This is a genomic window from Embleya sp. NPDC005575 (genome assembly GCF_040605455.1).
Taxonomy (GTDB): Bacteria; Actinomycetota; Actinomycetes; order Streptomycetales; family Streptomycetaceae; genus Embleya.
The window spans coordinates 25,913-48,043 of sequence record NZ_JBEXCV010000060.1; the positions used below are offsets into that span (position 1 = coordinate 25,913).

The 22,131-nt window shown below is 71.2% G+C and carries 18 protein-coding genes and 2 pseudogenes; 8 read left to right on the forward strand and 12 right to left on the reverse strand.

From position 1 onward, the window contains the following. Positions 1 to 14: 14 nt before the first annotated feature. Positions 15 to 1,478 (reverse strand): pyridoxal-dependent decarboxylase, encoded by a 1,464-nt coding sequence (locus tag ABZS54_RS21175; protein WP_355538034.1) that lies wholly within the window; start codon positions 1,476 to 1,478, stop codon positions 15 to 17. Positions 1,479 to 1,533: 55 nt separating this feature from the next. On the opposite strand from ABZS54_RS21175, the gene ABZS54_RS21180 reads away from it, so the two are divergent. The 4 genes and pseudogenes from ABZS54_RS21180 to ABZS54_RS21195 all read left to right on the forward strand — a co-directional run bounded on the left by ABZS54_RS21180 (position 1,534) and on the right by ABZS54_RS21195 (position 5,447). Further along, entirely contained in the window at positions 1,534 to 2,511 is a 978-nt protein-coding gene (locus ABZS54_RS21180) for a hypothetical protein (protein ID WP_355538037.1), read from the forward strand. A 250-nt stretch (positions 2,512 to 2,761) separates the two neighbouring features. After that, positions 2,762 to 3,556, forward strand: coding sequence for a 3-hydroxybutyrate dehydrogenase (locus ABZS54_RS21185; RefSeq protein ID WP_355538040.1), 795 nt, complete (start codon positions 2,762 to 2,764; stop codon positions 3,554 to 3,556). A 278-nt stretch (positions 3,557 to 3,834) separates the two neighbouring features. Then, a pseudogene (locus ABZS54_RS21190) lies at positions 3,835 to 4,024 on the forward strand (helix-turn-helix domain-containing protein); the annotation flags it as partial. Between the two features lie 343 nt (positions 4,025 to 4,367). Next, entirely contained in the window at positions 4,368 to 5,447 is a 1,080-nt protein-coding gene (locus ABZS54_RS21195) for a hypothetical protein (protein WP_355538043.1), read from the forward strand. Between the two features lie 158 nt (positions 5,448 to 5,605). On the opposite strand, the gene ABZS54_RS21200 is transcribed toward ABZS54_RS21195, so the two are convergent. The 7 genes and pseudogenes from ABZS54_RS21200 to ABZS54_RS21230 form a co-directional block, all read right to left on the reverse strand. Continuing rightward, positions 5,606 to 5,977 carry an STAS domain-containing protein gene (locus ABZS54_RS21200; RefSeq protein WP_355538046.1) on the reverse strand — a complete coding sequence of 124 codons (372 nt, stop codon included), beginning with the start codon at positions 5,975 to 5,977 and terminating at the stop codon, positions 5,606 to 5,608. Further along, positions 5,974 to 7,272, reverse strand: a complete 1,299-nt coding sequence (locus tag ABZS54_RS21205; protein ID WP_355538049.1) for a PP2C family protein-serine/threonine phosphatase — start codon at positions 7,270 to 7,272, stop codon at positions 5,974 to 5,976. Before ABZS54_RS21205 ends, ABZS54_RS21200 begins: the two co-directional genes overlap by 4 nt. Positions 7,273 to 7,421: 149 nt before the next feature. Beyond that, positions 7,422 to 8,144: a neocarzinostatin apoprotein domain-containing protein gene (locus ABZS54_RS21210; protein ID WP_355538052.1), complete on the reverse strand. Its 723-nt coding sequence runs from the start codon at positions 8,142 to 8,144 to the stop codon at positions 7,422 to 7,424. Between the two features lie 425 nt (positions 8,145 to 8,569). Further along, positions 8,570 to 8,713: a hypothetical protein gene (locus ABZS54_RS21215; RefSeq protein ID WP_355538090.1), complete on the reverse strand. Its 144-nt coding sequence runs from the start codon at positions 8,711 to 8,713 to the stop codon at positions 8,570 to 8,572. Between the two features lie 196 nt (positions 8,714 to 8,909). Further along, positions 8,910 to 9,443 (reverse strand): annotated as a pseudogene (locus ABZS54_RS21220) (methyltransferase domain-containing protein); the annotation flags it as partial. A gap of 75 nt (positions 9,444 to 9,518) precedes the next feature. Beyond that, on the reverse strand, positions 9,519 to 11,231 hold the full coding sequence (locus tag ABZS54_RS21225) for a DUF885 domain-containing protein (protein WP_355538055.1): 1,713 nt from the start codon (positions 11,229 to 11,231) through the stop codon (positions 9,519 to 9,521). A gap of 104 nt (positions 11,232 to 11,335) precedes the next feature. Next, the gene (locus ABZS54_RS21230) at positions 11,336 to 12,154 is read right to left on the reverse strand and encodes a hypothetical protein (RefSeq protein WP_355538058.1); all 819 of its coding nucleotides are present in this window, start codon (positions 12,152 to 12,154) and stop codon (positions 11,336 to 11,338) included. 1,444 nt (positions 12,155 to 13,598) lie between these two features. Here ABZS54_RS21230 and ABZS54_RS21235 point away from each other — a divergent pair. Beyond that, positions 13,599 to 14,549 (forward strand): hypothetical protein, encoded by a 951-nt coding sequence (locus ABZS54_RS21235; RefSeq protein WP_355538061.1) that lies wholly within the window; start codon positions 13,599 to 13,601, stop codon positions 14,547 to 14,549. A 196-nt stretch (positions 14,550 to 14,745) separates the two neighbouring features. Then, positions 14,746 to 15,156 carry a Rid family hydrolase gene (locus ABZS54_RS21240; protein ID WP_355538064.1) on the forward strand — a complete coding sequence of 137 codons (411 nt, stop codon included), beginning with the start codon at positions 14,746 to 14,748 and terminating at the stop codon, positions 15,154 to 15,156. Between the two features lie 163 nt (positions 15,157 to 15,319). Here ABZS54_RS21240 and ABZS54_RS21245 read toward each other — a convergent pair whose 3' ends face one another. Next, positions 15,320 to 16,048, reverse strand: a complete 729-nt coding sequence (locus ABZS54_RS21245; RefSeq protein ID WP_355538067.1) for a helix-turn-helix transcriptional regulator — start codon at positions 16,046 to 16,048, stop codon at positions 15,320 to 15,322. Positions 16,049 to 16,313: 265 nt separating this feature from the next. Here ABZS54_RS21245 and ABZS54_RS21250 point away from each other — a divergent pair, with 265 nt between their 5' ends. After that, positions 16,314 to 16,982, forward strand: a complete 669-nt coding sequence (locus tag ABZS54_RS21250; RefSeq protein WP_355538070.1) for an alpha/beta hydrolase family protein — start codon at positions 16,314 to 16,316, stop codon at positions 16,980 to 16,982. A gap of 442 nt (positions 16,983 to 17,424) precedes the next feature. On the opposite strand, the gene ABZS54_RS21255 is transcribed toward ABZS54_RS21250, so the two are convergent. The 3 genes from ABZS54_RS21255 to ABZS54_RS21265 all read right to left on the reverse strand — a co-directional run bounded on the left by ABZS54_RS21255 (position 17,425) and on the right by ABZS54_RS21265 (position 20,283). Continuing rightward, on the reverse strand, positions 17,425 to 17,655 hold the full coding sequence (locus ABZS54_RS21255; RefSeq protein ID WP_355538073.1) for a YbdD/YjiX family protein: 231 nt from the start codon (positions 17,653 to 17,655) through the stop codon (positions 17,425 to 17,427). After that, the gene (locus ABZS54_RS21260) at positions 17,652 to 19,859 is read right to left on the reverse strand and encodes a carbon starvation CstA family protein (protein ID WP_355538076.1); all 2,208 of its coding nucleotides are present in this window, start codon (positions 19,857 to 19,859) and stop codon (positions 17,652 to 17,654) included. Before ABZS54_RS21260 ends, ABZS54_RS21255 begins: the two co-directional genes overlap by 4 nt. Before the next feature lie 178 nt (positions 19,860 to 20,037). Then, a complete protein-coding gene (locus ABZS54_RS21265; RefSeq protein ID WP_355538078.1) occupies positions 20,038 to 20,283 on the reverse strand; it encodes a DUF3311 domain-containing protein in 246 nt (81 codons plus the stop codon). Between the two features lie 215 nt (positions 20,284 to 20,498). On the opposite strand from ABZS54_RS21265, the gene ABZS54_RS21270 reads away from it, so the two are divergent. After that, positions 20,499 to 22,061, forward strand: a complete 1,563-nt coding sequence (locus ABZS54_RS21270) for a sodium:solute symporter (RefSeq protein WP_355538079.1) — start codon at positions 20,499 to 20,501, stop codon at positions 22,059 to 22,061. The last annotated feature ends 70 nt before the right edge of the window (positions 22,062 to 22,131 follow it).

Below are 22,131 nucleotides of genomic sequence, written 5' to 3' on the forward strand. Positions count from 1 at the left end.
GGACGCGTTCGTGGTCACCGGGCGCCCACCGAGATCGTCGCCGGCGCCTCGGAGGGCGTGGGCGAGTCGTCGGGGATCGCGGCGGCGACCTCGCGCACCAGGGCCCAGGCGTTGCGGACGGAGGTCTGCGAGGCCAGGCGCGAGCCCAGGGCCGCGCGCAGGACGTAGCGGCCGTCGACGGTGGTGGGGGTCACCAGGATTCGGTGGGTGGCGTCCAGGTCGGTGCGCAGGCGTTCGGTGCGCGTGTTGTCGCCGGCGAGACGAAAGCACACCAGCCCGAGCGTGTGCGAGACCAGTTCGAAGCCGGGGCTGTCCCGGACCAGGTCGGCGAACAGTTCGGCAAGGGAGAGCTGCTCGCGAATGTGCGCGCGCAGGCCCTCGATGCCGTGGGTACGCAGGACGAACCACAGCTTCAGGGCCCGGAAGGGGTGCATGAGCGGCACCTGCCAGTCCCGGAAGTCGGTGACGTCGCCCGAGTCGCTGGCCCGGTTGCGCAGGAAGTCCGGGCGGATGTCCATGGCCGCGGTGAGGCTGCGCCGGTCGGCCACCCACATCGCGTCGCAGGGCGGTCCCGTCAGCAGCCACTTGTGACAGTTGACGGCGTAGGAGTCGGCGTGTTCGACGCCGTCGTTGATCCAGCGGTTCTCCGGGCAGATGGCGGCCGATCCCGCGTAGGCGGCGTCCACGTGCAGCCACGCCCCGAATTCGCGGCACACCGCGGCGATGTCGGCGACGGGATCGATGGCGCAGGTGCCCGTGGTGCCGACGGAGGCGACCACGATCGCCGGAACGACGCCCGCGGCGCGGTCGGCCGTCAGTTGCTCGCGGAGGGCGCGGGGGTCCATCTCGCAGGTGCCCGCCGTGGTGGCGATCAGGGCCGGTTCCCCCAGGCCCGCGATGCGCGAGGCCTTGGGGACACAGGAGTTGGCCTGGTCGGTGCAGTACAGGCGGTAGCGTCCCTCGGTGCCGTGCTCGCGCCAGCGCCCGTCCGAGGCCCGGTACAGGGCGGCGACCACCGCCACCAGGACCGCCGATGACGCGGAGTCCTGCAGGACTCCGCCGCCTTCCCCGTCGCCGAGGAACCGCTCGGGCAGGCCCAGCGCGACCGCGAGCTGGTCCAGCACCGCTTCCTCGAGTTCGGTGGCGGCCGGACCCGTCGACCACATCATGTGCTGGACCGCCAGACCCGACGCCAGGAGCTCGCCCACCACCGACGCGGGGCTGGTCTGGGTGGGGTAGTAGCCCAGGAACGACGGATGTTGCCAGTGCACGAGCCCGGGCATCACCAGACGCCGTACATCGGCCAGCACGTCCCGGATCGGTTCACCGTGCGCCGGCACGTGGTCGGGCAGCATCGCGCGCACGTCGCCCGGCCGGAGGTCGGGTGTCACCGGCAGGCGCTCCTCGCGCAGGTCCTCCCAATAGTCCTCGAGAATCTCCGCGACCACGCCGATCGCGCCACGAAACGAATCTTCCATAGAAATCCCTGACATGCCGGGTAACGTACAGTACAAAACCACTGAAATGGGGCATATGACAAGCGAATCCGTGCTGTGGCTCGCTCCTCCCCACCGCCTCCCCCACGACCTGGCGACCCTGCGCGAGTCCGCGAGCCGACCCGATCGGCACCACATGCCCCCCGACCACCGACGCCTCCCCGATGGCGCGCCCCGCGAAGCCGCGTTCGACGAGTACTTCGCGGTCGCACGTTGCGCCTGCGCCCCGGCGCCCCTGTTGATCGGCGCCTTGGACGCCACTCTCGCCGAGGTGCGGGCCTTCTCCCGGCACGCGGACGGCACGTTGACGGAGCCCGATCTGGAGCTCGCCGCGTACGCGGCCGGGTTGACCTCCGGGACCGATTCCGCCGAGCCCCCGACGGACGCCACGGTGCGCGAGCGCTGGGTCCAGGGACACCGATTGTTCTTCGCCCTCACCCAGGCCACCGTCGTCGCCCTGCGACACGCCCTCCACGCTCCCTCGCCCGACGGGTCCGCCCTCGGTCTGGAGAGCGCCGCGCACTTCCTGCGCGCCTGCGCGGCCGCCCTGCGCGTCACCGCGTCCTTCGGCGTCGACGACTACCACGAGATCGTCCGGCCCTCGATGGCTCCGCCACACGTCGCCCGAGCCGGATTCTCCGGCCTGTGGTCGGCCGATCACCGCATCCTGGTGCGGGACCTGCGCAAGTGGGGTCTGGTCGCGCCGGCGAAGTCCTCCAGCCTGCGCCCCGCTCATCGGCACCTGGTCGAGGTCCTGACGGACGTCCACCACGCCCACGTGGGCGTCTGCTCGCGCTTCGTCGGCTCCGGGCCCTCGCTGCTCCGCGGCGAGGAACCGGGGGTACAGGCACTGGAACGCCTGTGTCACCGGCGCCGCGCCGGCCTGGACGCCGGGCCTGCGACCAAGCCGGCCGGCCGACCGGCGCCCAAAACGGACACCGCACTCTGCCCTGTCCCGGACCGTACCCCGGAGCGGGCCACCATCCCTTCGGCCGGCCGTATGTCCCGGCCCTGAGAAGGCGGGTCGCCCCGAGGGCGGAACCGCCGTCGAGCCGCACCGTGGCCTGGCGCGACGACGTCGACGACGCCGACATCCGTACCTGGTGACCCCTCACCGTCAAGGTGCCGTCCTCGTGGTTGTCACGCCTGTGAGGCGATGCTGCCGCGCCCACGGGATCGGCATGGGGAGGCGGGCCATGGCTTACCCGGCAACTGTGGTGGCGGAGGCCATGTGCCCGCGGTAACGCGGTTTCTACGGTGTCGCCATGGAAACCAGCGCTATCACCGGCGACCACTCGCCAACCCCCGCCACCGACCCATTCCTCACCGGGCGCGTCGCATTGGTAACCGGGGCGGCGAGCGGCATCGGACGGGCATGCGCCCTCGCCTTCGCCGCGGCGGGCGCGCCCGTGCACGTCGTCGACATCGCAGCCGACGCGGCCGAGGCGGTCGCCGACGAAATCGGCGGCACCGCGCACGGAACCGACCTGGCCGATCCCGTCGCCGTCGACGCCTTGCCGGCCCGGGTCGACATCGTGGTGAACAACGCCGGCCTGCAACATGTGGCGCCGATCCAGGACTTCCCCACCGAGTGGTTCACCCTCATCCACAAGGTGATGGTGGAAGCGCCCTTTCGCATCGTGCGCCGAACCCTGCCGCACATGTACGCGCAGAACTGGGGGCGCATCGTCAACATCTCCTCGGTGCACGGCCTGCGGGCGAGCGCGTTCAAGTCGGCGTACGTGGCCGCCAAGCACGCCCTGGAGGGACTCAGCAAGGTCGCCGCGCTCGAAGGCGCTCCGTTTGGGGTGACCAGCAACTGCATCTGCCCCGGCTACGTCCGCACGCCGCTGACCGAGAACCAGATCGCCGCCCAGGCCACCACGCACGGCATCCACGCCGACGACGTGATCCGCGACATCATGCTGGACCGCTCGGCGATCAAGCGGCTGATCGAACCCGACGAAGTCGCCGCAGCGGCTCTCTTCCTGTGTCGACCGCACGCCCGCCACGTCACCGGCACCTCGCTCGCGTTGGACGGCGGCTGGACCGCGCACTGAGCGGCGCGCCGAGGCCGCGCCCTGTCTCCGGACCGCGCCGGCACCCGCGCCAGGCCCGGAAATTCTCGACTCGGCCCGGCGGACGCGCCGCGGCTGTCCGCATCACGTCGCGAGCGGCGTGATGCGCCGCGTCCGGGCGGCGTGGACCCCATCGACCGCGTGCGTGCCCATCGCACCGGCGGGGAGGGTCGCTCCGCCCGGACGCAATGTCCGCGCACGTGATGGTGTACATCCCCATACCCGGACCCGTGGTTGTGTCCCGTGGCACCATGTCTCGCTCCGGCGGCAGCCTGACCCGAGCCAAGGACGAGCTGCACATCCACGTCAACACGGTCGTGCAACGACTGGACCGCATCGAGGCCCTGCTCCGGACCGGAGTGGAACCAGCCGCAGCAAGCGCTCGAACTGCAACTCGCCCTGCGCCTGCACCAACTCACCGAACGCGCCTCGGCGAAACCGAACACCTGACCCCGGCCACGCGCCGCAGCCGTCCCCGACCCGGGGCAGGACCGTGAAGCCGACGGGAGTCGACGGGAACCGACGGGAGTCGACGACAATCGCGGCCGGTGTCACGGCCCCGCTGTGAGCCCGCCGCGTAAGGGGAGGCGGATGATTCCGCCTCGATACCGGGCCGCGAGCACATATCGTCGCCGGGACGAACGCGCTTCGGCTTCCCGCTGCGCGCAGACGGCCGATCACGTCGGGACGTAGCGCCGATGCGTAACTGTCGACGCGTAATCGTCGACTGTTTCGGGCAGCCGTGCCCTGTGCGACCGGCTGGTGGCCGGTCGGCGGAGAGGAGGCGGGGCCGATGGCACGCCGCGCCGGGTCGGACTCCGGTGACCGCGCCGACGCGAAGGGCTTCGAGGCGATCGCCGACGAGCTGTACGCGCTGCCGCCGTCCGAGTTCACCGCAGCACGCGACGCCCGCGCCGCCCGGGCCCGCCGAGACGGGGACCGCGGCCTCGCGACGCGGGTCAAAGCCCTGCGCCGCCCCACCCTCGCCGCCTGGGCGAGCAACGTTCTGGTGCGCGCCCACCCGGACCGGGTGCGCGGCCTGCTCGAACTCGGGGAGGAGCTGCGCCGGGCGCATCAGGACCTCGACGGGACACGGTTGCGGGCGCTTTCCGTTCGGCATCGCGCGCTGACGACGGCACTCGCCGGGCAGGCCCGCGAGTTGGCCGGGAAGGCCGGGCAGCCGCTGAGCGACCAGGCCACCCTGGAGGTCGGCGGCACCCTCCAGGCCGCCCTCGCCGACCCGGAGTCCGCCGCGGCATGGGCATCCGGTCGGCTCGCCCACGCCCTCCTGCCGCCCGCGTTCCCTTTCGCCGCGACCGACGCCGCGGCACCCGCCGTCCCGTCCGCCGGAGCCGGAGCGGGGGCGCGGGCCGGGGCGCGGCGGCGGACCGGTCCGTCGCCGGGTCCGGCGCCGGTCGAACCGGGCGACTCGAAGCCGGCGCAGGCCCGTCGCGAAGCCCGCGCCCAAGCCGTCGCGGCCCGTCGCAGCGCCGAGGAAGCCGCAGCGGCCGTCGCCGAGGCGGAAGCGGCCCTCGAACAGGCCCGCAACCGGTCCCGCGACACACAGAAACGAAAGCGGCAGGCCCGTGAACACCTCGCGGAGCTGCGCCGCAAGGTCGCGGACGCCGAACAGGCCGAACAGGACGCCGCCGAGGACGAACAGCGCGCCCATGACGAGGTCGGGCAAGCCGAACGCGGCCTGCCCGGCGCCCGCCGCCACGCCCGGGAGGCCGCCGCGCATGCCGAGCGCCTCGCCCGCCGGGCCGACGGCGACCACACCGGCACCACCACCGCCGCCCGGGGCCGGACCGAAAACCGACCTCGCGGCCGTTCCCGGGGCGGTTCGCAAGGCCGTTCCCGGGGCCGACGGTGAAGGGGCGGTGAGGTGCCGTCGCGGCACGCGCCGATCACGGCCGGGGAGTCCACCACGCGAACCCTGTTCCGGGACGGGAGCGGTGCCGAGACCGGAACCGGAATGGCCGCTGCCGCCATCGACGGTCGAGTTGTTTCCCGAGGGCCGTAACGGGCCGGTCAGGCTGTGGGCGGAGCGCCCGGAGCAGGAATCGCCGCCCATGCCTCGGCCAGGCTGCCGTGGATGGTGAAGACGCTCACGGCACCGGTGACGGAGAGCAGGCGCAGCATCTGCCGGGGCGGCGCGACCAGCACGAGCCGGCCGCCGAGTTCCTGAGCGCGGCGGCGAAGGCGCAGGAGGGTGTTGAGGCCGGAGGAGTCGCAGAAGGTGACGCCGGTCAGGTCCAGAATCACGGTGGGGTGGTCGCCGAGCACGTCCGCCACCCTGTGGTGGACGACCGCGACCGTGTGCAGGTCCAGGTCCCCGGTCACCGTGAGGGCTGTCGTCTGCCCCCGGGTGTCGGCGATGTCGACGCGCGGCGCGCTGGTCATGACCGCCTGCTCCCGGGCTCGATGGTGCTGTGGACGGTGGCGAGGTCGCGGGACGGCAGCCCCGTCAGGACGGCCGCCGGTTCGGTGTTGTCCAGGGCGGGGCCGAGCCATTCGCACATCAAGACGGTGGCGTCGTCCTGGAGGTTGCCGTCGTGGTAGTCGAGGACGGCCTGCATGAGGCGGCGCAGCGTTTCGGGGACGGGCAGGCCCTCGGCGTGCCGGAGCACCAGGAAGTCGGTGAAACGTTCGAGGCCGAACTCGCCGTCGTCGGCGCGGCGGGCCTCGGTGATGCCGTCGGTGTAGAGCACGATGCGGTCGCCTGGTTGCAGCTGTTCGCGGCAAACGGTGCCGGCCAGCCCGAGGTTGGTGCCCATGGGGTGGGCCGGAGGGCACTCGAGGTGCCTGATCCATCGGTTGCCGCGGATGATGATCGGTGGATGGTGGCCGCGGTTGACCCAACTCAGCTCACCCGTCCGGGTGTCGAGGATGGCGAGGATGCCGGTGACGTAGCGTCGCTGGTCGTACTGGTCGACCAGGGCAGCTTCCACGGCCTCACCCTTGGCGACGAGGCCGGCGCCCTGTCTGCGGGAATTGCGGCAGGCCCCCAGGGCCAGGGCTCCGCACAGGCCGGCGGCGATGTCGTGACCCATCGCGTCGAGGAGCGTCAGGTGAACCAGGGGGCCGTCGATGGCGTACTCGTAGACGTCGCCACTGATCCGGTAGGCCGGTTCCAGTGACGCGGCGATCACGACCCGCCCGTCGGCGTACGAGCGCGGTGGCATCAGGTTCCACGCCATCTCGGCTCCGAGGCTCAGCGGCTCGGTCCGCATCAGTTTGGCCAGGGTGTCACTGGAGACACGTTTGGCGGCGATCATCAGCGCCAGAAGTCCGGCGAGACGATCGGCGTCCTCACGGGCCCGGGCATCGTCGTAGGCGGAGCGCACGCGCAGCAACCCCAGGCGCTCGGTACCGTCCACCAAGGGCACCCACCAGTCGCTGCGTCCCGCCTCCTGCGATGTGACGGGCGTGAGCCGCCCGTACTGATACGCCTGCCCGGGCACCGTGCCCTCGATCCGGATGTGCCTTTCGCTGTCCGGCGGGGCCTCGCCGGGGTTGGCCAACAGATGCAGCCCCTGCCGGTGGAGATCGGCCACATAGATGAGCACATCGGTGAAACCCGCGGCCCGGGCATACACGCCGACCTTCTCCGGCAGCGCGTCGAGAGGCATCAGATGGCCGGCGTCCAGCAGACCGGCAAGCATTGCCCGGCCACCCGCCTCACGGTCCACGTCCACGCCCCACTCCCTCTCCTCGCCCGGCCATCCCCCCACCTCTGGTACCCGGGATGCCCGACCGCAGCCCGGGCGGTCGCAAGCGCCGACGACACGAGCGACCGCTTCGCCGGCGGGGTGCCCGGTTCGAGCGCCGGGCCGGTATCGGCGGGTCACTGGTCGCCGCTGTCTCGCCCCGTACCGGCCTGGCGTCGGTTGCGGAGCACGAACACCACGATGACCGCGATCACCGCGATCACGCCGGCCATCACGGCCGGGAGAATCCAGGGGTTCCGCTGCGCGTCGTTGTTCTGTGCGCTGGAGGTCGCCGAGTCGGTGGAAGCCGACGGGCTTACCGGCGCGGGTGGCACGGCCGAGGCATCCTCGTCGCCGGGGGCGACCGCCGGGGCGGGTGGCCAGGTCGCCGGCAGGCCGGGGGCCTCGCCTCGGAATCCGATCGGTAGGTAGGTCTCCTGGCTGCGATCCCCGCCGCCGCCGACCTTGGTGGTGGCCACGGCGCAGCGGGTGTGGAGGCAGTCGACCCCGCCGAACGCGGCGCGTACTCGCAGTTGTCTGCCGAACGTACCGTCGGTGTCCACCCGCACGGGGTCTTCGCCGAGGTCGGAGTCGCATGCCTTGTCGGGGCCCTGGGCCGGATCGCACGTTTTCACCCGCACCTCGCTGCCGGGCCGAAAACCGCGGCCGATCACGGTGATCCGGTCCTCGTTCGGGTCCAGCGCGCCGGTCCGGTCGGCCGTCAGCGTCGGCCCCCCTTCGTTCGTCGGGCTCGGGGAGGCGTGCGCGAGACCGGGCGGACCCGCGAGTGTCCACACCAGGGCGGGCGCAGCAAGGATGAGGGCCAACCGGGAGGAGCGGCAGGCGGAGGGCATGTCCATGGTCTTCCCAACCGTTTCCGTACGTTGGTCCGCGCTCGTGCCCGCAGCGGGCGTGACGGGTTCGTCCTCGTGGGTGCCGGCTCGACTCCGGCTTGCCGGGGGAGCGTCGAGGCACGACGCGCGATGATCGCTTTCGGTTTCCTTCTCTACCCGGCCGGGTCCCGGTCATCCGCGAGGCGCGACCGCCCCGGACACAGGGAAGGAGTGCCACGCGGCGCCGAGGCAATCGAGGGCAAGGGCCGGACCGGGCCGCTCTGCCTCTCGTCGCCCGCGTAGGCCCGGCTGTGGGGCGGAAGTCGGGCGCGCGTCCGCGCTCCCGCTTTCGCTCGGCGTCACGCTCGTGCCGCTCGCCGCGACAACACGATCGGCCTATGGCGCGTCGGCGCGGACGACCACCGGTTCCTCTTCGCGGCAGCCGGGAACGATCAGGCGCGTTTCTCCAGGAAGGTCGCGCGGGCGGTCAGGACCGGGCCGAAGGGTTCCAGGCGGCGGGCCACGACCTCGGCCCGCAGGCCGAGGGACTCCAAAAGGCCCAGGGTCGTGCCCGCGCCGCCCAGCGCCGAATGCACGACAAGAAGCGTCCCGCCGGGATTGAGGTGCTGCGGCACCTGGGCAACACAGCCGGTCCAGGACGAGTCTCCCGTCCGTGTCGGCGTCCCACGCGCGTGCGCGTCCGCCCGCGGGGGCGTTCTGCTGGGGTGACGGCACATACGGCGGGTTCGCCGGCACCACGTCGAACGTCTGTCCGGCGACCGGTTCCAGCAGGTCTCCACGCAATACGGACAAGCGCCGCCACGCGCTGTTGAGCCGGGTGGTCCACACCGCCTGCCGTGAGACGTCGACCGCCGTCACCGAGCAGGCCCGGGAACCGGCCGACGCCGCCGCGAGTGCCACCGCCCCCGTCCCGGTGCCCACGTCGAGCACCCGCCCGGCCCGATACAGCCCCTGACGAATGCCGACGCCAACAATCTCGTGTCGGCCTGGGGACGGTACGGCTCCGGCAGCCTCAGCAACCACACCGTCCCCGAGTGCCCGGACCGCCTCGGGGAAAACTTCGCGAACGGCGGCCGGGCCGCCGGTCACGGGGCCGATCCAACGGTCCCCAGCGGCCTTCCTGGGCAGGTCGCGGGCCTCACGTGGCGCGGACCGGGTGATCCATCCGACGGCCCGCTCCGCGATCACGAGCGGGGCGAGCCCGGCGCGATCGTGTCGACCGGCCGGGCTCGGCGCTCGGCGAGGAATGACCGTGCCCTGGGCCGGGTGTGCTCGCTGCTGTGCGGCGGGCTGCGTCGAGGGCATCACCCCTCGACGCAGCCCGCGACGCCCGACGGGCGCCGCTCCGGCGTGGCCGTGGTCCGGCCACACCGCCGCCGGCTACGTGGCGGGGTCCGGGGCGGGGATCGAGGAGAGTTCGTCGGTCAGGTCGTCCAGGCCCAGGGAGCCCTGGGACAGGGCGGCCATGTGCCAGGACTTCAGGTCGAAGGCGGCGCCCTGGGCCCGGCGAGCGTTTTCCCGACCCAGCAGCCAGGCGCGTTCGCCGAGCTTGTAGCCGATCGCCTGGCCGGGGATGGTCAGGTAGCGGGTGAGTTCGCTCTCGACGAAGTCGGCGGGGCGGCTGCTGTGCGCGGCGAAGAACTCCTGTGCCAGGTCCGGGGTCCAGCGCTCGCCGGGACGGAACGGGGCGTCCGCGGGGATCTCCAGTTCCAGGTGCATGCCGATGTCGACGATGACGCGGGTCGCGCGCATCATCTGGGCGTCGAGGTAGCCCAGGCGCTGCTCGGCGTCGGTGAGGAAGCCGAGTTCGTCCATCAGGCGCTCGGCGTACAGGGCCCAGCCCTCGGCATTGGCGCTCACCACGCCGACGGTGGCCTGGTAGCGGGACAGGTCGCCGGCGATGTGGGTCCACTGCGCGAGCTGGAGGTGGTGGCCGGGGACGCCCTCGTGGTACCAGGTCGACACCAGGTCGTAGACCGGGAAGCTGGTGCGGCCCATGGTCGGCAGCCACGTACGGCCCGGGCGGGTGAAGTCCTCGGAGGGCGACGTGTAGTACGGCGCGGCGGCGCTCCCGGGCGGGGCGATGCACGACTCGACTTTGCGTACGCGCGGGGCGAGTTCGAAGTGGGTGCCGTCGAGGCGGTCGATCGCCTGGTCCATCAGGCCCTGGAGCCATGCCCGGACCTCGTCGACGCCTTCGATGTGGGTGCCGTGCTCGTCGAGGTGGGCCAGCGCGACCCAGGGCGTGGCGGCGCCGGGGAGGACCTTCTCGGCCTCCTCGCGCATCTCGCCGAGGATGCGGTGGTACTCGGACCAGCCGTAGGCGTAGGCCTCGTCCAGGTCGAAGTCCGTGCCGTTGAAGAAGCGCGACCAGCGGGCGTAACGCTCGCGCCCGACCGTGTCGGGAGCGCCGGCCACGGCGGGGGCGTACACATCGCGCATCCAGTCGCGCAGCGCCACGACCGCGACGGTCGCGACGCGCCCGGCCTCGTCGAGTTCGGTGCGTAGGGCGTCCGGGCCGTCCGCGGCGAAGTCCTCGAACCAGCCGCGTCCGTTGCCGTCGGTGTCGGCCCACTCGCCGAGTTGGGCGATACATGTCGCGGTCGGGCGCGGGCCCGCGTACAACTCGCGCTCCAGGCCCAGGGCGAGCGACGCGCGGTAGCCCTCCAGCGCGTCGGGCACCGCGCGCAGGCGCTCCGCGATCGCCGCCCAGTCCTCGACGGTCTGCGCGGGCGTCACCGAGAACACCTCGCGGACGTCGTGCAGCGGCGTACCGAGATTGCCCACGGCACGCAGGCCCTCGTCGGCGTCGTGCACCGCGAGTTCCGCGGTCAACCGCTCGCGGAGCAGCCGGGCACAGCGCCGCTCGATGTCGTCGTTCGCGCCGGGCTGTTGCTCGGCTCGGGCAAGCTTGGCGAGCGTGGACCGCGCGAGGTCGGCGCGCGCCTCCCGCCCGGCCGGGAAGAGATCGGGCAGCTTGGCGGAACTCTCCGGGACGCCGAGGTAGGTCCCGATGATCGGGTCGAGAGCGATGAGCTCGTCGACGTACGTGTCGGCGACCCGACGGGGCAACGAGGGGATGGTGTCTGACATGTGGACATCCTCGTATGGCGACGGCGCCGGCGTCACATGGGTTCCCTCGTCACGTGGGCGAACTCGTCGCGGTGCCGGCGCTGTGGTGTTCTGCTTTTCGGTCGTCAGGGTGTGAGGGGGAGTTGCTCGCTGGTGGCGCCGGCTTCCAGGGTGGGGTAGTCGGGGTGGTCCAGGCGGTGGTGGACGTAGATCTGGTCGGCCCAGGGCGGGTCGAAGGGGGTGAACGCCCGCAGGCCCAGGACTCGGCCGATCGCTCGGTCCGGGTGGGCGGCGTTGAAGTCGGCGATCGCGGCGGCCTCGCCGATTTGCTCGATGGTGCCCGGGAGGTCGTCGAGGTAGCAGGTGACCCGGGGCAGCAGGTGCTCGTGGCCGGGGCGGTGGAAGAGCTCCAGCGCGGTCGCCGTCGAGGTGTAGTGATCCAGGTCCAGAGCGACGAAACCGACCGGGTGATCCCGTAGTTCGCGCGTGTGGGTGTCGAGGTAGTCGGGCAGCGTCCGGGCGAGATCGCCGATGACCAGTTCGGCCTCGCCCAGGCGGGCGCGCAACCGCTCGTGGTTCATGGCGTAGAAGCCGGGACCGAAGAGGTAGGGCAGATCCCGAGGATCCTTGGCCGGCGGCATGCCCACCCCGCCGTCGAAACCGACCACCCGCACCGTGACGCCCGTGGCGGCGGCGTAGTGCCGGGCGTGTTCGGCGAGCGCCAACAACCCGTTGCCGCCGGCCACCCCGAACTCCACCACCGTCACGCCCCGATGCCCCAGGCGCGCGGCCGATTCGGTGGCCCGGCGCACCCCGTACGCGTAGTGCGCCCGCTCCACCAGGCCGAACCGGTATGCCGTCGCCGAGCCGACGCCGGGCAGCCGCCGTAACAACCGGTTCCGGGCCGCTTGACGGGTACCGGACTTCGACCAGTCCCACACCACGTCGGCCCACCCACCGGCCGACCGACGACCGAATGGATGACCCTTTTGGGCACTCGTACGTGAAGCTCTGCGCATCTTGAGCACTTCCCCTCGACACAACGGACGAACAGACGGACGAATGGACGGACGGACGAACGGACGACCGCACGGGGCAACGGACGTCGGACGTCGGTAAGGCCTCGGTGTGGTACGCACCGGGGTCCAGGGCGGCCGTACGGGCCTCGTTCGGCCAGGAGCCGGGTGCCGGCGACCTGGGCGGCGACGTCCCGGACGAGGTCCGGCGGCGCGGGTGGCGGTTGATCGTCGGCGCGATCGGGTTCCGCGTCGTGTCCGAACATCCGGCGTACGAACGCTGCTTCGCGGCGGTTGTGGGCCGTGGGCTCGGCGGCGACGGTGCCACGTGCCTGGGCGCGCAGGGCTTGCCGGTGTCCGCGGGCACGGGTGCGTCGTTCCTGGGCCACGGTCGGCGAGGTCGAACAGATGTCGATCACCGCCTCGACGAAGTCCCAGCGCGAGGCGACGCCCGCCGGCCAGTCCGAGACGGTGGCGCGCCCGGGACGTTCGCGATGGTCGACGAAGTGTTCGGGCCCGAGCCGATCGCGTAATTCGCTCCGGGTCAGCCCCGCCTCGTCCAGCCACACACGCAATGATCCGGCGAGGATGTCGGCCTCGGTCGAAGTACCCGGAGATTTCCCCACGTTCTCCCCCGCCCCTTCCTCCCGGACATGATCCGGCCTCCCTCGACCTCGCGGATGAGCCCCCGGCTCACAGTCGTCCGTTCGTCTGCTGTCCGGGATTGTCCGGACGTTTGTTGTCGCTGTCATCCTCCCGGACACAAGGTCGCAATATGCCCTGATTCGACAGGTGCGTACGCACCGGATCCCACCGACGCGAAAGCCGCGTCGCCCTCGCCGGGCTCCTCCAGGCCTGGCACTCCTCACGCACCCGCGACCACGACGATCCCTCGACGCCGACGCGCCCGTCGTCGTGCCCTTCGTCGTCCGACGACGAGGGAGAAGAGCCCGTGCGCGAGACGCCCACGCGGTGACGTGGCCAGGGCGTCTTCCGAACCTCGGACACGGCTCGCAGCGGTGCGGGCGTGGGGCACGGATGCTCACCACACGGGTCGTGCGCGCCCGCGCGCAGGGCGGGCGGTGGTGGCGGGTGAGGGCCTCGCGGGCACCCCGGCCGAGGGCCGCCTGCCGCGCGAAGGTGCCGACACCCGCCCGCTCCTCGAGGTAGGCATGCTCGCGGCCGAAAACGAGTCGGCGGCGGCCGACGCGCCACGGATCCGAACGCCACGCCCGCCCGCGCATTTCGGAACGTCGGGAACTGGTTCAGGGGTGTTCAGGTGGGGGGCGTCTGGCAGACACAGTTCTGCGCCATGGTCTTGGCGTTCGAACACATTGGTGTGGGATCGGCGCGGTGGAGGAGTTCGGTGGCTATGAGGCTGGTCTCGAAGGGTTTGCGAGCGGTATGGCGGGGCGCGTCGGTCGGCGCGGTCTGTGTTGCGCTGTGTGCCGGTGGCGGGCTCGCCGGTACGGCGCACGCGACGACGGCGGAGGCGGAGGCGGCTGACGGTGCGGGGGCGGCGTTCCCGTCCGCGGTCAGTGGGTGGAAGCCGGTCGGGAAGTACGAGATCGACGCGCAGTCCCAGGCCCAGGGGTTGGCCGGCGTGCGGCCTCAGCACGGAAAGCCCTACATGTACTACGCCGGGAACACCTCGATCCCCGCGTCCGTGCGTGAGCGTGGCTGGTCGCACATCGGTGACCCGGACTCCTCGCGTGGCTACGTGTTCGATGCCTACCAGGGCGGTGGCGACGCGACGGCGAAGATGTTCCGGGTCACCACGCCGGCGGGGGACGCCTACGAGTACGTGCATCCGTTGGCTGCGGGTGAGGCGATGAACAACTCCTTCGCTGCTGTTTCCCCCGACGCTCGTTGGCTCGTCTCCGGCGAGTGGGACACGATGAATCGGCTGCTCGTCTTCCCCACGCCGATGCTGAACGCCACCACGCCGCGGACCGGAGGCGCCCTCCCGCTCGCCGCGACCATCGAACTGGACCGGCCGGTCAAGGACATCCAGGGGTGCACGTTCCTGGACGAGAAGCGGTTGGTGTGCGCGTCGGACGACTCCGACGCGAAGTTGTTCCCCGTGGCCAAGCCGCTGCTCCAGATCGAACTGAAGAAGGCGCTCAACGGGAAGACGGTGACCGGGCACGTGACTTCGCTCGGTGGGCTGCCGCTGCTGAGCGCATGCCCGGGCGCTCCCGCCGACTTCGAGACCGAGGGCAACGACTACGACCGGCGTACGGGCGTCCTGCGGGTGGAGATGATTCCGCCGCGTGATTGTGCCGCGCGTGCCACCGTGTACGAGTTCAAGCGGAAGCGCTGATCCGCGTCGCCCACGCGGAACCCGCCAACGGGCGGGCCGCGTGGGCGGCTTTGGCGTGAGTCGCGCATTCGGCGAGGGCCGTGCGGGGGCTGGGGTGCGTGGGCACTGCGCGACCAGGAGCTGGGGTGTTCCGGTGCCGGCGCGCCGTTGGCAGGATGTCCGTGCCAAGCACTCGATGAGAAAGGACCCGACGACCGTGGCTCGTGCCGTCACTTTGATCCGCTCCGCCGCCCTGTCCGACGTCGCCGAGTATGCCTATGCGGCCACGGCGCCCGCCGAGTCCCGCCTGATCTTCCTCGCCGGGGCGTGTCCACTGAACGACGACGGATCCACGGCAGCGATCGGAGACTACGCGGGCCAGGCATTGAAGGCCGTCGAGAACATGCGGGCTGCTCTCACTGCCGCCGGCGCGTCCCTCCGGGACGTCATCAGTACGAGAGTTCTCGTGGCATCCGCCCGTCGGGAGGATTTGGTGGCTGCCTGGGAGGTGGTCCGGGACTCGTTCGCCGACCATGACGTCCCCAGTACTTTGATGGGCGTCACTGTGCTCGGCTACAAGGACCAGCTCGTCGAGATCGAGGCCGTCGCCGCCGTACTCGATTCGTGAGGCCCGTTGACACACTGCGGGGCCCGAGCGCGGCCCGGCCCAGACGTTGTTGGTGCCGCCGCTGTGGTTGTGCGGGAATCGCGAGGCACACGGGGATCATCTCCTGCCCGATCGCGGACCACATCGGCCCGGGTGCGAGTACGAATCACCCCTGAGGACTTGACTACCTCGGGCGTTGAGACGCGTGGGCGGTGGTCCGCCGACCGGTTCGGTAGCGGCCCGGGGTCGTTCCGATGATGTTGGTGAACGCTGTGATGAAGCTGCTGGGGTTGGCCCATCCGCAGGCGTAGGCGGTTTGGGTGGTGTCGTGGCCGTCGGCGAGGAGCATGAGCGCGTGGTAGATGCGTAGCTGCGTGCGCCACTCATAGAAGGTCATGCCGAGTTCGTTGCGGAACAGTCGGCTGAGGGTGCGGGTGCCGGCTCCGACCGTCTTCCCGAGTTCGGCCAGCGTGGCGTTGTCCGCCGGCGTCTCGTGCAACATCCGGGCGATGGCTTGCAGTCGGTCGTCCCGTGGCTCGGGCAGGTGCAGCGGCTGTTCGTGTGCTTCGCGGAGTTCGTCGACGAGGACTCGAAGAAGGCGAGCGCGCGCGGAGCGGCTGTAGTCGGGCGCGGCGTCGTCGTAGTTGCGGGGGCCGGTCAGGGCGAGCAGGACCTCGCGGGCGAGGTCGGAGGCCAGGAACACGGCGGGATGGTCTGGTACGAGCCGGGCCATGGATGGCGCGAGAAAGACGATCCGCATATCGGTGTCGCCGTGGGCGCGGTGGTAGTGCGTGAACCCGGCGGGGGTCCAGGCGACCCGGTTGGCGGGAACGATCGACGTGCCGTACTCGGTGTGAACTGCCAGGACGCCGCCGGCCGCGTAGACCAGGTGTCCCCGTGCGTGCGACTGCACCGCACTTGTCTCGCCGGATGGCCACAGGTGGCGCCCGCCGGAGGGCCACATATATGACGTCGCTCCGGCAATCGGGCGAGGTTGGCGGGGAACAGGCATCGGTTGGCATCCTAGCGGTAGCACGCCACATCTTCCCCCGCTGACACTGTCTCCATGCGGAGTGGTTTTCAGTCGCGCAGAGCGCCGGCCGCACCACATGTCATCGAGGCAGCATGCCTCGACGCCGCGGCTTGGATGCCGCGGCTCGAGATAGAAGGAGAAACGCATGGCGACGTTCGTCCTTGTGCCCGGCGCTTGGAAGGGCTCCTGGTCGTTTGAGGCGGTGGTTCCGCTGCTGGAGCGTGCCGGTCACACCGCTCACGCCCTGACCCTGACCGGTCTGCGGCCGGACGACGACAACGCGACGGTCGCGACCGCCAACCTCGACACGCACGCCGACGACGTATTGCGGCACCTCGATCGCAACCACATCACCAGCGCGACGCTGGTCGGCCACAGCTATGCAGGGATGGTGATCGCCGCCGCCGCCGACCGCGCCGGCGGCCGGATCTCACGACTGGTGCATCTCGACGCCTACGTACCGCGCGACGGCGAGTCGTGCTGGTCGTCAACGAACGAGCACTTCCGGGGAGTGTTCGCCGTCGGAGCCGCGGCCACCGGCTACGCCGTGCGACCGCCGGACGGCGGCGATCCCCGCCGCCGTCCCCATCCCCTCGCCTCGTTCCTGCAAACGATCCGGCTCACAGGCACGCTCGCCCAGGTCCCTCGTCGCGAGTTCGTCTACTGCTCGGGGTGGGAAGACCGGACGCCGTTCGCTGAACTTCGCACCCGGCTCCAAGCCGATCCCGAGTGGCGGGTCCACGACCTCCCCACCGGCCACGACGCAATGCATGAGGCCCCGGAGGCGGTCGCTGCACTACTGCTTGGCGAATGATCTCGACACACGGACGGCAGTCCTGCCATCGAGGCCACACACGCGTGGTCACGATCCGTCGTTACCGGTACACCGGCTGCGGACATGTGTGACGCCAGGACACCAGCCGGGCGGCCGAATCTCGGCGCCGGCACGGGACTTCGGTGATCGCGTCGCGCCTGGTCCGCGGCAGGTACCGGAGTTCGTCCGGGCCGGCGGCGCTCCGGGGACCCGGCACGCCGGTTCGACGATCGCCACGGCATCGGCAAGGAGCCGGGTATGCGGTACGGGTGCCTGCCGGCTCGGCCGATTCGTGCTCCGGGCGCGTCGATTCGGCCGGTTGCCTTCGGGCGTCGCTCGGTCCGCCGCCGCACGGTCGCCAGACATACATCGGACACTCATCGGACACGCGTCGGGCGCGTCGAAGGAGCTTCGACACGCCCGACGCGATGGTGACCGGGAGTCAACAGCAGCGGGTTTGTGGGTGCTCCTCACGCCGCTTGGTCCGCCAGGTTTCGTAGGCCCGGCGGGACGGGATCGGCCGATCCGGGTGTTCACGCAGGTGCCGCAGGCAGTGCCGGTCGTAGTCCGCCGCGCCGGAGATCTCCCGTAGGTACCACCGGATCCACCGGAACAGCCGGAACAGCCGGGTCGGACCGACCCGACCCCCGGCACTCGCCGTCGAACCGCTCACAATCGACCCGCTTCGCCGCCGGAGCCATCGCCGGCGCCGGAGTCGTCGTCGGGCCCGGCGCCGACGCCCACCCGGGCGAGTTGCTTCTCCCGGGGTGCGCCCACCGGTTCGAGCACCAGTGTCGACGCGACGTAGGGCGTTTCGGTGGTGGGCACGGGCGCGCCGGCGCGGATCGCCCGACCGCACACGATGGCCGCGTTGCCCATCACCAGGGCGATCAGCACGAGGAACAGCGCAATCAGCACGCCGTCCACGGTGGAGTTCAGCACCACGGTGTGCATGTCGTCCATGTTCTTCGCCGGGCCCAGCACCTTGCCCGCGTCGATCGCGTCGGCGTACCGGTCGCGTTGGGCGAAGAAGCCGACCCGAGGGTCGTCGGAGAAAATCTTCTGCCATCCGGCGGAGTAGGTCACCGCCACATCCCAGGCCAGCGGGACGCCGGTGACCCAGGCCCAGCGCAGCTTGCCCGACTTGATCAGCACGGTGGTCGCCACGGTGAGCGCGACCGCGGCAAGGAGCTGGTTGGCGATGCCGAACAGCGGGAAGAGCTGGTTGATCCCGCCCAGCGGGTCGGTGGCCCCGGCGTAGAGGAAGTAGCCCCACAGGCCGACCACCACGGCACTGGTCAACCAGATGCCGGGCTTCCAGTTGACTCGGCCGATCGGCTTCCACACATTGCCCAGCATGTCCTGGAGCATGAAGCGGCCCACCCGGGTTCCCGCGTCCACGGTGGTCAGGATGAACAGCGCCTCGAACATGATCGCGAAGTGGTACCAGAACGCCTTCATCCCGGAACCGCCGAACACGTCGGCGAAGATCTCCGACATGCCCACGGCCAGCGTGGGTGCTCCGCCGGAGCGGGCGATCAGCGTCTTCTCCTCGACGGCCGAGGCCGCCGCGCGCAGGTCATCGGGGGTGATCGTGAAGCCGAGGCCGGCCACCGCGTGCGAGGCGCTCTCGGCGGTGGCGCCGAGCACGCCGGCCGGGGCGTTCATCGCGTAGTACAGGCCGGGATCGATCACGCACGCCGCGACCAGTGCCATGATCGCCACGAACGACTCCATCAGCATGGCGCCGTAGCCGATCATCCGGACCTGCGATTCCTTCTGGATCAGCTTCGGCGTGGTGCCGGAGGCGACCAGGGCATGGAAGCCGGAGAGTGCGCCGCACGCGATGGTGATGAACAGGAACGGGAACATCGACCCGGCGAACACCGGCCCGGAGCCGGAGTCCGCGAAGGAACTGATCGCGTCGGTCTTCAGGTTCGGCGCGGCCACCAGCACGCCGACGGCCAGCAGCACGATGGTGCCGACCTTCATGAAGGTGGACAGGTAGTCGCGCGGGGCCAGGAGCAGCCACACCGGCAGCACCGACGCGACGAAGCCGTACCCGACCAGACAGAACACCAGTGTGGTCGGACTCCAGGTGAACGCGTCGCCCAGCGCGGTGTCCTCGATCTGCCCGCCGCCGACGATCGCGGCCAGGAGCAGCGCCACCCCGATCACGCTGGTCTCCAGTACCCGGCCGGGTCGCAGGAAGCGCAAATAGACGCCCATGAACAGGGCGATCGGGATGGTCAGCGTCACCGAGAAAGTCCCCCACGGCGAGTTCGCCAGCGCGTTGACCACGACCAGGGCGAGCACCGCGAGCAGGATGATCATGATCACGAACACCGCGATCAACGCCGCGATGCCGCCGACCCGGCCGATCTCCTCACGGGCCATCTGGCCCAGGCTCTTGCCATCCCGACGCATGGACAGGAAGAGGATCACCATGTCCTGCACGGCCCCGGCGAAGATCACCCCCACCACGATCCAGATGGTGCCCGGCAGGTAACCCATCTGCGCGGCCAGCACCGGGCCCACCAGCGGTCCGGCGCCGGCGATCGCGGCGAAGTGGTGACCGAACAGCACCCGGCGGTCGGTCGGTTGGTAGTCGACGCCGTCGTCGAGCCGCTCGGCCGGGGTGGCCCGGGTGTCGTCCGGTTCCAACACTCGTTTGGTGATGAAGCGGGAGTAGAAGCCGTAGGCGATCGCGTACGAGGCGACCGCCGCGAAGATCAGCCAGACGGCCGAGATCTCCTCGCCGCGAGCCAGGGCGACCACGCCCCAGCCGGCCGCGCCGAGCAGCGCGACGACGGTCCAGATCAGGATCGTTCTCGGGTGGTACGAACGGGGGCTGCGGGTGCCGGTCGTGGTGGGCACGCGTACTCCTCATCGGGCAGGGGACGAAAGAGCGACGGACAGGAACTGCGGGATCAGCCGCGGCAGGCAGCCGATCCGGGTCGGCCGGGTCGAGTCGGGCAATCAGGGCAAATCAGGTCGATCAAGGCCGGTCGGACCGATCCGAGGGCAACGCCGCCCGGCCCGAGGACACCGTCGGTCAGGGATGTCGCCGCTCGGGACGGCGCAACAGCAGGTAGGCAATGAACATGGCGGCGGCGCATCCCGGTACCCAGGCGAGCTGATACCAGTAGAAGAACGGGATGCCGGCCAACTCCGGCTCTCGACGCGTGTATGCGGGCACCCACAGCAGTGCCGCGACGGGTGCGGCGAGGCAGCCGCCGGCCGCGATCCGGCGTGCCGTACGGGCCCGTGCGGCGTCGGGCGGGGGGCGATCCCCGGTCATCGCGCCTCCTCCGGTTCGGTCGTCCGGGCCGCCGGTTCGCCGGCCCTGTGGAAGAGTTGCGCGGGCTCGCGTTTTGGTTGACAACCGATGTCGGGCGGATTTCCGCGAGGTTGCCCGACCGGTGCCGCGAACGTTTTCGGCCACGCCACTAAAGTCGGTACGCTCGCGGCAATCCGTGCCCGAGTGCGCTCGCACGCCGATCCGGACGGTGACGGATGACCGACGGGGCCATGACCGCGGCCGTTTTGATCGTCGTCGGCGGCGCCTCGCTACTGGCCGTGACCGCGCCGCGGCTGCACCGCAGTCACGAGCTGCCGTCGTTGGAGAACTGGGCGCTGGCCGATCGCGGCCTGGGCCCGGTCTGGACCTGGTTCCTGCTCGGCGGCACGATCTTCACCGCGTACACCTTCACCGCGGTACCGGGCCAGGTGTACGGGCGAGGCGCGTCCGCGTTCTTCGCCCTGCCGTACACGGTGATCGTCTGCCCGATGGCCTTCGTACTGCTCCCCCGGCTGTGGTCGGTGGCCCGTCGGCACGGCTACCTCACCGTGGGGGACTTCGTCCGGGGCCGCTACGGTTCACCGGCGCTGGCCCTGGTGGTCGCGCTGACCGGGATCCTGGCCACAATGCCCTACCTGGCGCTTCAGGTGCTCGGCATCCGCGCCGTGCTCGCCGCCGCCGGGCTGCATCCGCGCGGCGCGGCCGGCGACCTGAGCATGGTCGCGCTGTTCGCCGGGCTCGCGATCGCCACGTACCGGCACGGGTTACGTGCGCCGACGGTGATCTCGGCGCTGAAGGGGGTGGCCATCTTCGGCTCCGCCGCGGTGGCGGTCACGTTCGTGCTGCGCCGCTTCGGCGGGCCGGGTCCGATGTTCGAGGCCGCGGATCGGCGGCTCGCCGGGCGCGGGCCGGTCGACGCGTCGTTGGTGCTCGCCCCGCATCAGCAGGCCGGGTTCGCCACCCTGGCGCTCGGTTCGGCGCTGGCGCTGTTGATGTACCCGCACGTCCTGACCGCCGGGTTCGCCGCCGCCGGACCCGACACGCTGCGTCGGGTGTCGGTCGCGCTGCCCGCGTGGACGTCGGTGCTGGCGATGTTCGGCGTGCTCGGCATCGCGGCTCTGGCGATCGGCGTCGACGCGCCCTCGGGCACCGCCGAGGCGGCCGTACCGCTGCTGGTCGATCGGCTGCTGCCGGCCTTCCCGGCGGGCCTGGTGTTCGGCGCGATCATCGTCGGCGCGCTGGTGCCGGCGGCGGTGATGTCGATCGCCGCAGCGACCTCGTTCGTGCGCAACGTCTACGTCGAGTACTTCCATCCGACGGCCACTCCGAAGCGGCAGATGTGGGTTGCCCAACTGGTGTCGCTGATCGCGAAGCTGGGCGCGGTGGCGTTCGTCTTCGGGTTGCGCGACCAGGCCGCGATCAATCTGCAACTGCTGGGCGGGGTGTGGATCCTGCAGATCTTCCCGGCCGTGGTGATCGGACTGTTCACCCGGCGACTGCACCATCGGGCGCTGCTGGTGGGCTGGGCGGTGGGCATGCTGGCCGGTACGGTCGCGGTCGTGCGGGAGGGCTTCGTCTCGCTGATCCGGGTCGAACTGGGAGGTCACGGCGTGCAGATGTACGCGGGGCTCGCCGCGCTGCTGCTCAACCTGGCCGTCACCCTGGCCCTGACCGAGGTGTTCGACCGGCTCGGCGCGGCGCGCGGCACGGACACCACGGCCCTGCCGTCCCGGCTGACCGGCCGGGGCACCTCGGCGAAGGAGGCGAAAGGCTCGTGAAACGCCTGCGCCGCGAGGCCCACGCACCGCCGGAGCCGCGTACCGCGCCGGCGCAGCCCGCCCCGGGCCC

Coding starts and splice junctions, on each gene's coding strand:
- ABZS54_RS21185 (WP_355538040.1), top strand. CDS start 2,762: ATGGAAACCAGCGCTATCACCGGCGACCACTCGCCAACCCCCGCCACC.
- ABZS54_RS21200 (WP_355538046.1), bottom strand. CDS start 5,977: ATGACCAGCGCGCCGCGCGTCGACATCGCCGACACCCGGGGGCAGACG.
- ABZS54_RS21195 (WP_355538043.1), top strand. CDS start 4,368: ATGGCACGCCGCGCCGGGTCGGACTCCGGTGACCGCGCCGACGCGAAG.
- ABZS54_RS21265 (WP_355538078.1), bottom strand. CDS start 20,283: ATGACCGGGGATCGCCCCCCGCCCGACGCCGCACGGGCCCGTACGGCA.
- ABZS54_RS21235 (WP_355538061.1), top strand. CDS start 13,599: ATGAGGCTGGTCTCGAAGGGTTTGCGAGCGGTATGGCGGGGCGCGTCG.
- ABZS54_RS21175 (WP_355538034.1), bottom strand. CDS start 1,478: ATGGAAGATTCGTTTCGTGGCGCGATCGGCGTGGTCGCGGAGATTCTC.
- ABZS54_RS21270 (WP_355538079.1), top strand. CDS start 20,499: ATGACCGACGGGGCCATGACCGCGGCCGTTTTGATCGTCGTCGGCGGC.
- ABZS54_RS21210 (WP_355538052.1), bottom strand. CDS start 8,144: ATGGACATGCCCTCCGCCTGCCGCTCCTCCCGGTTGGCCCTCATCCTT.
- ABZS54_RS21250 (WP_355538070.1), top strand. CDS start 16,314: ATGGCGACGTTCGTCCTTGTGCCCGGCGCTTGGAAGGGCTCCTGGTCG.
- ABZS54_RS21225 (WP_355538055.1), bottom strand. CDS start 11,231: ATGTCAGACACCATCCCCTCGTTGCCCCGTCGGGTCGCCGACACGTAC.
- ABZS54_RS21180 (WP_355538037.1), top strand. CDS start 1,534: ATGACAAGCGAATCCGTGCTGTGGCTCGCTCCTCCCCACCGCCTCCCC.